Raw genomic sequence first — 11,166 nt, 5'->3', positions numbered from 1 at the left:
CAGGCTATATGACTAACAACACGGCTCCTAATTATATTGATTCTAACCCTATTACTCCTAACTACATGGGTAAAAAAGTCGTCATAGTTGGGTTGGGGTTAACTGGACTTTCTTGTGTCGATTTTTTCATGGCGCGTGGGGTGACGCCACGTGTGATGGATACCCGTAACATGCCGCCGGGAATTGATAAGTTAGCTGATAACGTTGAATGTCATACAGGCAGTTTCAATACACAATGGTTGATGGAAGCTGACTTAATTGTCTCCAGCCCAGGTATTGCACTGGCAACACCTGAATTGCGGGCAGCGGCTGACGCCGGGGTTGAAATTATCGGAGATATTGAACTGTTTTGTCGTGAAGCAACAGCACCAATTGTGGCTATTACCGGTTCAAATGGCAAAAGCACAGTGACCAGTCTGGTTGGTGAAATGGCAAAAGAAGCGGGATGGCAGGTTAGTGTAGGTGGTAACATCGGTATCCCGGCTTTAGCGCTGTTGAAGCAATCGACTCAACAGCCATCGTGCCAGCTATATGTGCTGGAGCTTTCCAGTTTTCAGCTTGAGACAACTTACAGCCTGCGGGCAGCCGCCGCGACAGTTTTGAATGTCACGGAAGACCATGTGGTTCGTTACCCTGAAGGATTGGCACAATACCGTGCAGCAAAACTGCGTATCTATGATCAGGCAAAAGTATGTGTAGTGAATGCACAGGATGAGTTGACCTTGCCAATGGCAGGTGAAGATAGCCGTTGTATCAGTTTTGGAATAGGCCAGGGTGATTATCAACTTGATAATGAACATCAGCAATTGGTCGTTAATCAACAACCAATGTTGTCCACACAGGAAATGTGTCTGACCGGGCAACACAACTACACCAACGGACTTGCAGCATTAGCACTGGCGGATGCTGTAGGTATACCTCGTGCGGCGAGCCTGCGGGCACTGCGAACTTATCAGGGATTGGCACATCGTTTTCAGGTAGTACACATGAGAAATGGTGTTCGTTGGGTAAACGATTCTAAAGCTACCAACGTAGGCAGTACTCAGGCTGCACTGAGTGGTCTGACCCTGGAAGGTACGCTTTATCTTTTAGTGGGTGGAGATGGAAAAGAGGCAGATTTCGCGCCACTCAGACCTTATGTATTAGGGAATAACATTCGCCTTTACTGTTTTGGTCGTGATGGTAATCAGTTGGCACAACTACGCCCGGAAGTATCCAGATTGACGGATACGATGGAACAGGCGATGCGGGAAATTGCACCGAAACTGATTACCGGAGACATGGTGTTATTGTCACCGGCTTGTGCGAGCTTTGATCAGTTTAATGGTTTTGAACATCGGGGGTGTGAATTCGCCCGTTTGGCGGAGGAGCTAGGCTAATGACCATTCCAAGCCTTGGTAAATTTAAAAATTGGCTGGCGGATAATGTGGAAACAGATCCCACAGATATCGTCATGTATGATCGTACCCTGGTCTGGATGATATTTGGGTTAGCCATGATTGGTTTTGTGATGGTGACATCGGCCTCAATGCCAGTTGGTCAGCGCCTTGCACAGGATCCATTTATCTTTGCACGTCGCGATGCAATTTATCTGATTCTGTCGTTTAGTCTGTCACTTATCACACTACGCATTCCGATGGAGTTTTGGCAGCGTTACAGCAACGTCATGTTATTGATTACGATCATGATGTTGATCGTGGTGTTGTTTGTTGGCAGTTCGGTTAATGGAGCATCACGTTGGGTAGCGATTGGCCCCCTGCGTATTCAGCCAGCGGAATTGTCGAAGTTATCGCTCTTTTGTTATCTCTCCAGTTATTTGGTGAGAAAAGTGGAAGAGGTGAGGAATAACTTCTGGGGATTCTGTAAACCGATGGGGGTCATGATTGCGCTGGCTATCTTACTGCTGGCCCAACCTGATCTGGGAACAGTGGTAGTGCTGTTTGTGACAACACTGGCTCTGCTGTTTCTGGCGGGGGCAAAATTATGGCAATTTCTTGCCATCATTGGCTGCGGGATCTTTGCCGTCGTCGTGTTGATTGTGGCTGAACCATACCGGGTGCGCCGGGTAACCTCTTTCCTCAATCCGTGGGATGATCCCTTCGGCAGTGGTTACCAGCTCACACAGTCCCTGATGGCATTTGGTCGTGGAGATTTTTTTGGACAAGGGCTGGGAAACTCTGTTCAGAAGCTGGAATACCTGCCAGAAGCTCATACTGACTTTATTTTCTCTATTTTAGGAGAAGAATTAGGTTATTTGGGTGTGGTTTTAGTGTTGGCGATGGTATTCTTCGTCGCTTTCCGCGCAATGATGATTGGCCGCCGGGCATTACAGCTTGATCAGCGTTTTGCTGGTTTTCTGGCATGTGCCATTGGTATTTGGTTCAGCTTTCAGGCATTTATCAACGTCGGCGCTGCTTCTGGAATGTTGCCGACGAAAGGGCTGACATTACCCCTGATAAGTTACGGTGGTTCGAGTTTGCTCGTGATGTCAACAGCCATCGTTTTATTATTGCGAATTGACTATGAAGTGCGTCTGGCAAAAGCACAGGCGTTCGTAAGGAGTCCTAAATGAGTGGCAAAAACCGGCGGTTAATGGTAATGGCAGGCGGTACTGGAGGCCATGTGTTTCCGGGATTGGCGGTTGCCCATTATTTAAAAGAACAGGGCTGGGATATTCGCTGGTTAGGAACGGCTGATCGCATGGAGGCTGATTTAGTTCCGAAACATGGCATAGATATTGAATTTATTCAGATTTCGGGATTGCGCGGTAAAGGGATAAAAGCGCTGCTTGCCGCTCCAGTCAGAATTTTTAAGGCTATCCGGCAGGCTAAAGCGATTCTCCAACGCTATCAGCCGGACGTGGTGCTGGGAATGGGTGGATATGTTTCGGGACCGGGCGGCATTGCCGCATGGCTATGCGGTATTCCGGTTATTCTGCATGAGCAAAATGGCATTGCCGGTTTGACTAATCGCTGGCTGGCGAAAATTGCGAAAACAGTCTTACAAGCATTTCCGGGAGCATTTCCTGAAGCACTTGTGGTTGGTAATCCTGTGCGTAAGGACGTATTGGCATTACCTGTGCCGGAAGAGCGCCTTGCAGGCAGACAAGGGCCTGTCCGCGTGTTGGTTGTTGGGGGGAGTCAAGGCGCGAGGATCTTGAACCAGACCATGCCGGAAGTGGCTGCCCGCATGGGAGGCAGCATCACGATATGGCATCAGGCAGGGAAAGGTGCGCAAGAAGAGACACAGGAAAAATATGGGAACGCAGTCAACTCTGAATTCAAAGTGACTGCGTTTATTGATGATATAGCGCAGGCTTATGCATGGGCCGATATCGTAGTATGTCGTTCCGGCGCATTGACCGTCAGTGAAGTATCAGCGGCAGGATTACCCGCGATTTTTGTGCCATTTCAGCATAAAGATCGTCAACAATACTGGAATGCCTTACCACTAGAGAAAGCAGGGGCGGCAAAGATACTCGAACAACCCCAATTTACGGCTGATGCTGTGGTGGAATTGCTGAAACAGTGGCAACGCCCGCAATTGCGGGAAATGGCAAAAAAAGCCCGTTCCGTTGCCATTATTAATGCAACTGAACAAGTGGCTGCGGCATTAATTGATGCTGCCGAAAAATATTCAGGCCGTTCTAAATAGGTCTATGTGTTCTGAATACTAGGTGTCCTAAATACTAGGTGTTCTGAATAACAGTAGAACAGTGATGTAAACATAACGAGTGAAGATTAAAACGTGAATATACAACAGTTGGCGAAACTAAGAGCTTCAGTGCCTGAAATGAGAAAAGTCAGGCATATCCACTTTGTTGGCATCGGTGGTGCTGGCATGGGTGGTATCGCCGAGGTGTTGGCTAATGAAGGTTACCAAATAAGTGGTTCTGATCTGGCTCCCAACTCTGTCACACAACAGTTAATTGCTCTGGGCGCGACCATTTATTTTAATCACCGAGCGGAAAACGTGCGTAATGCCAGTGTCGTTGTTGCATCTACTGCAATTCCTGCTGACAACCCGGAAATTATTGCCGCCCGTGAAGCACGCATTCCGGTTATCCGTCGTGCAGAAATGCTGGCAGAGCTGATGCGTTATCGACATGGAATTGCGATTGCAGGAACACATGGCAAAACCACGACAACGGCGATGATTGCAGGCATCTATGCTCAGGCTGGCCTTGATCCTACATTTGTCAATGGTGGATTAGTCAAAGCAGTGGGGACTCATGCTCGTCTCGGTACTAGCCGTTACCTGATTGCAGAAGCGGATGAAAGCGATGCTTCTTTCCTGCATTTGCAACCGATGATGGCTGTTGTGACGAATATTGAGCCAGATCATATGGATACCTATCAGGGCGATTTCGAAAATCTGAAGCAAACATTTGTCAACTTCCTGCATAATTTGCCGTTTTACGGGCGTGCGGTGATGTGTGTCGATGATCCGGTTGTGAAGGCGTTAATTCCCCGCATCGGGCGTTATGTCACGACTTATGGCTTCAGCAAAGAGGCTGATGTTCGTATTACCCATTATGAACAAAAAGGGGCACAGGGCTTTTTTACTATCAGCCGTGTGGATTCACCTGAACTTCATGTAATTCTGAATGCACCTGGGCGACATAATGCGTTAAATGCCACTGCCGCAGTTGCGGTTGCGACCGAAGAAGGAATTGATGATGCCGCTATTTTGTCATCATTGGCTGAATTTCAGGGAACCGGTCGTCGTTTTGATTTTCTTGGAGAATTTTCCCTCAGGAATATTAATGGCAAAGAAGGCGGTGTGATGTTGGTGGATGATTATGGTCATCACCCGACCGAAGTTGATGCCACGATTAAAGCGGCACGAACTGGTTGGCCTGATAAACGTATTGTCATGGTATTTCAGCCCCATCGCTATACGAGAACGCGTGATCTGTATGATGATTTTGCCAATGTTTTAAATCAGGTGGATGTTTTATTAATGCTGGATGTGTATTCGGCAGGAGAAACGCCGATTCCGGGGGCGGACAGTCGTTCCTTATGTCGTACCATCCGAAGTCGAGGGAAGTTAGACCCCATATTTGTGTCAGAACCGGAACAAATTTCAGTCATGTTGTCACAAATAATGGAAAACAACGACTTAGTATTAGTACAAGGTGCCGGGAATATCGGTAAAATAGCGCGCAATTTGGCTGAAACAAAATTACAGCCATCTTTTAATGAGGGGGAACATCATGGTTGATAAGGTCGCTGTTCTGTTTGGGGGAACTTCCGCTGAGCGTGAAGTTTCACTGCAATCGGGGCAAACTGTTTTGGCTGGGTTGAGAGAAGCAGGTATTAATGCACATTCAGTCGATACAAAATACGTTGATGTGACTAAACTCAAGGAAGAAGGGTTCAGCAAAGTCTTTATTGCTCTGCATGGGCGTGGTGGAGAAGATGGTACATTGCAAGGTGTACTGGAATTCTTACAGCTCCCCTATACTGGCAGCGGTGTAATGGCATCCGCCTTATCAATGGATAAATTGCGCACAAAACTGTTATGGCAGGGAGCAAAACTGCCCGTTCCTCCTTATGTCGTGATTAATTCTCAAAAATTTGAACAACTTAATGATTTTCGAATCAAAGAATATGTTCAAGAATTAGGGTTACCACTTATGGTAAAGCCAAATCTGGAAGGTTCCAGTGTCGGCATGACCAAGGTGAATGACTATTCAGAGCTGCGTGGTGCATTGGAACTGGCGTTCCAATATGACACAAATGTACTGGTTGAGAAGTGGCTATTTGGCCCTGAGTACACAGTGGCATTTCTTGGTGATGAGATTCTTCCCTCCATTCGGATTGAGGCACCGGAAGTATTTTATGACTATGAAGCTAAATATATTTCCAACGAAACGAAATATTTCTGTCCAAGTGGCTTGAGCACAGAAAAAGAGCAGGAGTTGGCTGATATTGCATCAAAAGCCTATAAGGTACTGGGCTGCTGTGGCTGGGGACGGGTTGATATTATGGATGATGGTAATGGCAATTTCTATTTATTAGAAGTGAACACTTCTCCAGGTATGACAAGTCATAGTCTGGTGCCTATTGCTGCACGTCAGGCAGGCTTAAATTTTTCACAGTTAGTCGCGAGAATTCTGGAGCTGGCCGATTGATATGTCACAGGCAGCCCGGAATACGCGGGAGATTGAAGTTAGAAGCTCCCGCCCCAGTAATGGTTATTATCTGGCTGGGATCCTCTTCTTCTTGATAGTGGTTGGCACTGTCACATGGGGAGGCTGGATGACATTAGAGTGGATGAAGGATTCAAACAGGCTGCCACTTTCAAAACTGGTGTTGACTGGTGAGCGGTATTACACCACGAATGATGATGTCAGACAGGCCATTCTGTCACTGGGAACGCCTGAGACATTTATGACACAGGATGTGAATGTCATCCAAGAACAGATAGAGCAACTACCATGGATTAGGCAAGTCACTGTACGTAAACAGTGGCCTGATGAACTGAAAATTCATTTGGTAGAATACGTGCCTTATGTGCGTTGGAATGATACGCGCATGTTGGATGCGGAAGGAAGGGTATTCAGTTTACCGATTGAGCGTAGTGCCGGGGGACATTATCCCATGCTCTATGGCCCGGAAGGCAAAGAAAAAGTCGTATTGGCAGAATATCGCACGATGGCTGCACAGCTTGCTGCACATAAAATGAAATCGAAAGCAGTGATCATGACGGCGCGTAATTCTTGGCAACTGGTACTGGATAATGACATCCGGTTGGAATTAGGCAATAAAGATCAAGAAGAACGAATTCAACGTTTTATTGAACTTTATCCTGTGTTGTTGAAAAACACGGGAAAACGTGTCGCCTATGTGGATTTACGTTATGACAGTGGTGCTGCGGTAGGTTGGGCTCCTTTATTAACTGATGCGCCGGCTTTAATGAACGGGCAAGAAAATAAATAGTGACTGGCAATAATACAGAGACAGGCAGAATAACGATGATCAAATCAACGGACAGAAAATTAGTAGTTGGCCTTGAAATCGGGACAGCAAAGGTATCTGCCCTGGTTGGTGAAATTCTGCCCGATGGTATGGTTAATATTATCGGAGTGGGAAGTTGTCCATCCCGCGGCATGGATAAAGGTGGTGTCAATGATCTTGAGTCAGTCGTTAAATGTGTTCAGCGCGCGATTGACCAGGCTGAATTAATGGCAGATTGCCAAATATCTTCAGTTTATCTGGCGTTATCTGGCAAGCATATTAGTTGTCAGAATGAAATTGGTATGGTGCCAATTTCAGAAGAAGAAGTGACACAGGATGATGTGGACAGTGTAGTCCATACCGCCAAATCAGTTCGTGTTCGCGATGAACACCGTATTTTGCATGTGATCCCACAAGAATACGCTATTGATTATCAGGAAGGGATCAAAAATCCGGTTGGGCTTTCTGGCGTGCGGATGCAGGCCAAAGTTCATTTGATTACCTGCCATAACGACATGGCGAAAAACATTGTAAAAGCTGTTGAGCGTTGTGGCTTGAAAGTTGACCAGCTTATTTTTGCAGGATTAGCAGCAAGTTATGCTGTTTTGACAGAAGATGAACGTGAATTAGGCGTATGTGTCGTTGATATCGGCGGCGGAACGATGGATATCGCTGTATATACTGGCGGTGCATTGCGTCATACCAAAGTGATCCCATATGCAGGAAATGTTGTTACCAGTGATATTGCCTATGCATTTGGTACACCTCCGAGTGACGCTGAAACCATCAAAGTGCGCCATGGTTGCGCGTTGGGTTCGATAGTCAGCAAGGATGAAAGCGTCGAAGTCCCAAGTGTGGGAGGGCGTCCTCCCCGTAGTTTACAACGCCAGACATTGGCTGAGGTTATTGAGCCGCGTTATACCGAACTGCTGAATTTAGTCAATGATGAAATTTTGCGATTGCAGGAGCAGTTGCGTCAGCAGGGAGTAAAACATCATCTGGCCGCAGGTATCGTTTTAACAGGCGGGGGTGCTCAAATAGATGGATTGGCCGAATGTGCTCAACGGGTATTCCATACTCAAGTACGTATTGGTCGTCCCCTGAACATTACCGGCTTGACAGATTATGTGCAGGAGCCTTGCTACTCAACAGCAGTCGGCCTTCTGCATTATGGCAAAGAGTCTCACCTTGGTGGAGATTCTGATGCTGATAAAAGAACGTCAGTAGGCGGCTGGTTCAAAAAAGTCAGTAGCTGGCTGAGAAAAGAATTTTGATTTTTTATACAGAGGCCGTGAAAATGACGCTGGCCTCGACATAAAGGCACAAAACGGAGAGAAATTATGTTTGAACCACTGGAATTAACCAATGACGCGGTGATTAAAGTCATCGGCGTCGGCGGTGGCGGCGGTAATGCTGTTGAACATATGGTGCGTGAGCGTATTGAAGGTGTAGACTTCTTTGCGGTTAACACTGATGCTCAAGCGTTGCGCAAAACAGCTGTCGGTCAGACTATCCAGATTGGCAACGGCATTACAAAAGGATTAGGCGCTGGTGCAAACCCTGAAGTCGGTCGTACTGCGGCGGAAGAAGATCGCGAATCATTGCGTACTGCTTTGGAAGGGGCCGACATGGTGTTTATTGCTGCTGGTATGGGCGGTGGTACAGGAACTGGTGCTGCTCCTGTTGTGGCTGAAATTGCCAAAGAACTTGGTATCTTGACTGTTGCTGTTGTCACCAAACCATTTAATTTTGAAGGCAAGAAGCGTATGGCCTTCGCGGAACAGGGTATCACTGAGCTGTCCAAACATGTGGACTCGTTGATTACCATTCCAAATGACAAGTTACTGAAAGTACTAGGGCGTGGTATCTCTTTGTTGGATGCGTTTGGTGCAGCCAATGACGTACTGAAAGGTGCGGTTCAGGGTATCGCTGAACTGATCACCCGTCCTGGACTGATGAATGTTGACTTTGCTGACGTTCGTACTGTGATGTCTGAAATGGGTTATGCCATGATGGGCTCAGGTATTGCACAAGGTGAAGATCGTGCAGAAGAAGCGGCTGAAATGGCCATCTCCAGCCCATTGCTGGAAGATATCGATTTGTCCGGAGCGCGTGGTGTTTTGGTCAACATTACCGCAGGTTTTGATTTGCGTCTGGATGAATTTGAAACGGTCGGTAACACCATCCGTGCATTTGCTTCTGACAATGCAACGGTGGTTATCGGTACGTCATTGGATCCAGATATGAATGACGAGCTGCGTGTTACTGTTGTGGCTACTGGTATTGGGATGGATAAACGTCCTGAAATCACACTGGTGACTAACAACAAATCATCTCAATCAAATACATTGGATCGTCGTTACCAGCAGATGCCTGGAGGAATGTCGCCATTGTCTGATGAGAATAAACCTGCTGCAAAAGTGGTTAATGATCAAAATACACAAACAAGTAAGGAACCTGATTATCTAGATATCCCAGCATTTTTGCGCAAGCAGGCTGATTGATAGCTAAAAAATTGGTTTCTCCGCTTTTTGTGTTAAAATATTCTGCCAATCATATTTTATAGTGGTTGGCAGGATCGGTAACATTGCGAGATATAAACGATGATCAAACAAAGGACATTAAAGCGTATTGTTCAGGCGACAGGTGTCGGCTTGCACACCGGTAAAAAAGTCACATTGACAATGCGTCCAGCGCCGGCTAATACCGGGGTCATCTATCGTCGTACTGACTTGAATCCTCCGGTAGATTTTCCGGCAGATGCCAAATCCGTGCGTGATACTATGCTCTGCACTTGTCTGGTAAACGAACAGAATGTGCGGATTTCAACCGTTGAGCACTTGAATGCGGCATTGGCAGGTCTGGGTATCGATAACATTGTTATTGAAGTTGATGCACCAGAAATTCCAATTATGGATGGTAGCGCCAGCCCATTTGTTTTCCTGCTGTTGGATGCAGGTATTGAAGAGTTGAGCGTTGCGAAAAAATTTGTGCGCATGAAGGATACAGTACGTGTAGAAGATGGTGATAAGTGGGCTGAATTGGCACCATATCACGGTTTTAGTCTGGATTTTACCATTGACTTTAAACATCCCGCTATTGATTCCAGCTCTCAGCATTATAGTCTGGATTTCTCTGCGGACTCTTTTGTTCGTCAGATTAGTCGTGCGCGTACTTTTGGATTTATGCGTGACATTGAGTATCTGCAATCTCAGGGCTTGTGCTTAGGTGGCAGCTTTGATTGCGCAATTGTGGTAGATGATTACCGCATACTTAATGAAGATGGCTTGCGTTTTGAAGATGAGTTTGTCCGACATAAGATGTTGGATGCCATCGGTGATTTGTTTATGTGTGGTTATAATATTATCGGCGCATTTACTGCATTTAAATCAGGTCATGCATTGAACAATAAATTGCTGCAAGCTGTTCTGGCACAAGAAAGTGCTTGGGAATTTGTCACATTTGAAGATGAAACTGAAATACCGTTGGCTTTCCGTGCACCATCTACCGTGCTGGCATATTAATACAAATGTTATTAATACAAACGTTATTGATAAAATATGTATTGAGAATATTCTTATGATTCATCAGTGGGTTATGTTATCTATTACACTCCTCTCGCTGATGTTTTTTATTCAGCGCTAGTCCTTCATCTTGGCTGTACTGGTACTCTCTCCGGCCAGCGCAGCCAATCGTTCTAATTTCCTTCTCAATTTTTCAGGGCAGCGTTTAGCCAATACCATCAATGCTTCTGCACTTTCATGGCTTAACTGGCGCATTGATAAATCCCGATTATCATTATTAAGTTTTTTTGCTGAGATTTTTTCAACTTTCTGTCCATTATTACGACTATTAACCATTAATGATGGATTAATCCTGATGTCGATAGAGGATAAAGATGGTAGAATTTCGCATCTTAGGGTTGAGAGTAAGATAGGGATTTCATAGTAAAGTCTGGTTTTCCAACTGGCATTACCTGTTTCCAGTACCAGAATTTGTTTACGATAATTTGCGACTCGGCACCAGGGACGTAGTTGCACGGGAAGCAAACTGAGGACGGTACGATTGAGTTTTAGTAATGCAATGGCATGCCGTTGAATGGTTTGAAGTGGGCTTTTGCCAGCAGTGGCCGCATTTTCAAATAATGTTTCAGACAACAACGTCTCTAGTGATTGTGGGCGGCTATCTCGCATAATGAAGATGG

Annotated in this window: 10 protein-coding genes; 9 read left to right on the top strand and 1 reads right to left on the bottom strand. The window is 46.1% G+C overall.

Annotated features, from left to right (window positions below; all coding sequences use genetic code 11):
• Nucleotides 1-8: 8 nt before the first annotated feature.
• From murD to lpxC, 9 genes are all read left to right on the top strand, one after another.
• The gene (murD, locus tag AAC852_RS01610) at nt 9-1,379 is read left to right on the top strand and encodes a UDP-N-acetylmuramoyl-L-alanine--D-glutamate ligase (RefSeq protein ID WP_422824247.1); all 1,371 of its coding nucleotides are present in this window, start codon (nt 9-11) and stop codon (nt 1,377-1,379) included.
• Nucleotides 1,379-2,572: a cell division protein FtsW gene (gene ftsW / locus AAC852_RS01605; protein ID WP_340619511.1), complete on the top strand. Its 1,194-nt coding sequence runs from the start codon at nt 1,379-1,381 to the stop codon at nt 2,570-2,572. Before murD ends, ftsW begins: the two co-directional genes overlap by 1 nt.
• The gene (gene murG, locus AAC852_RS01600) at nt 2,569-3,654 is read left to right on the top strand and encodes an undecaprenyldiphospho-muramoylpentapeptide beta-N-acetylglucosaminyltransferase (protein WP_340619510.1); all 1,086 of its coding nucleotides are present in this window, start codon (nt 2,569-2,571) and stop codon (nt 3,652-3,654) included. Before ftsW ends, murG begins: the two co-directional genes overlap by 4 nt.
• Nucleotides 3,655-3,747: 93 nt before the next feature.
• On the top strand, nt 3,748-5,223 hold the full coding sequence (gene murC / locus AAC852_RS01595; RefSeq protein WP_340619509.1) for a UDP-N-acetylmuramate--L-alanine ligase: 1,476 nt from the start codon (nt 3,748-3,750) through the stop codon (nt 5,221-5,223).
• Nucleotides 5,216-6,136, top strand: coding sequence for a D-alanine--D-alanine ligase (locus AAC852_RS01590; RefSeq protein WP_340619508.1), 921 nt, complete (start codon nt 5,216-5,218; stop codon nt 6,134-6,136). Before murC ends, AAC852_RS01590 begins: the two co-directional genes overlap by 8 nt.
• Nucleotide 6,137: 1 nt before the next feature.
• Nucleotides 6,138-6,944: a cell division protein FtsQ gene (gene ftsQ, locus AAC852_RS01585; RefSeq protein ID WP_340619507.1), complete on the top strand. Its 807-nt coding sequence runs from the start codon at nt 6,138-6,140 to the stop codon at nt 6,942-6,944.
• Between the two features lie 35 nt (nt 6,945-6,979).
• Nucleotides 6,980-8,236, top strand: coding sequence for a cell division protein FtsA (gene ftsA, locus AAC852_RS01580; RefSeq protein WP_038269974.1), 1,257 nt, complete (start codon nt 6,980-6,982; stop codon nt 8,234-8,236).
• Between the two features lie 66 nt (nt 8,237-8,302).
• The gene (ftsZ, locus tag AAC852_RS01575; protein WP_047681774.1) at nt 8,303-9,466 is read left to right on the top strand and encodes a cell division protein FtsZ; all 1,164 of its coding nucleotides are present in this window, start codon (nt 8,303-8,305) and stop codon (nt 9,464-9,466) included.
• Nucleotides 9,467-9,565: 99 nt separating this feature from the next.
• Nucleotides 9,566-10,486: a UDP-3-O-acyl-N-acetylglucosamine deacetylase gene (gene lpxC, locus AAC852_RS01570; protein ID WP_340619506.1), complete on the top strand. Its 921-nt coding sequence runs from the start codon at nt 9,566-9,568 to the stop codon at nt 10,484-10,486.
• Between the two features lie 117 nt (nt 10,487-10,603).
• On the opposite strand, the gene AAC852_RS01565 is transcribed toward lpxC, so the two are convergent.
• The gene (locus AAC852_RS01565; RefSeq protein WP_340619505.1) at nt 10,604-11,155 is read right to left on the bottom strand and encodes a DUF721 domain-containing protein; all 552 of its coding nucleotides are present in this window, start codon (nt 11,153-11,155) and stop codon (nt 10,604-10,606) included.
• Between the last annotated feature and the right edge of the window lie 11 nt (nt 11,156-11,166).

It is taken from the genome of Xenorhabdus siamensis (genome assembly GCF_037996745.1).
Taxonomy (GTDB): domain Bacteria; phylum Pseudomonadota; class Gammaproteobacteria; order Enterobacterales; family Enterobacteriaceae; genus Xenorhabdus; species Xenorhabdus indica.
Note: the sequence above shows the minus strand (reverse complement) of the source record. Positions and strands in the feature narration are given on the sequence as shown.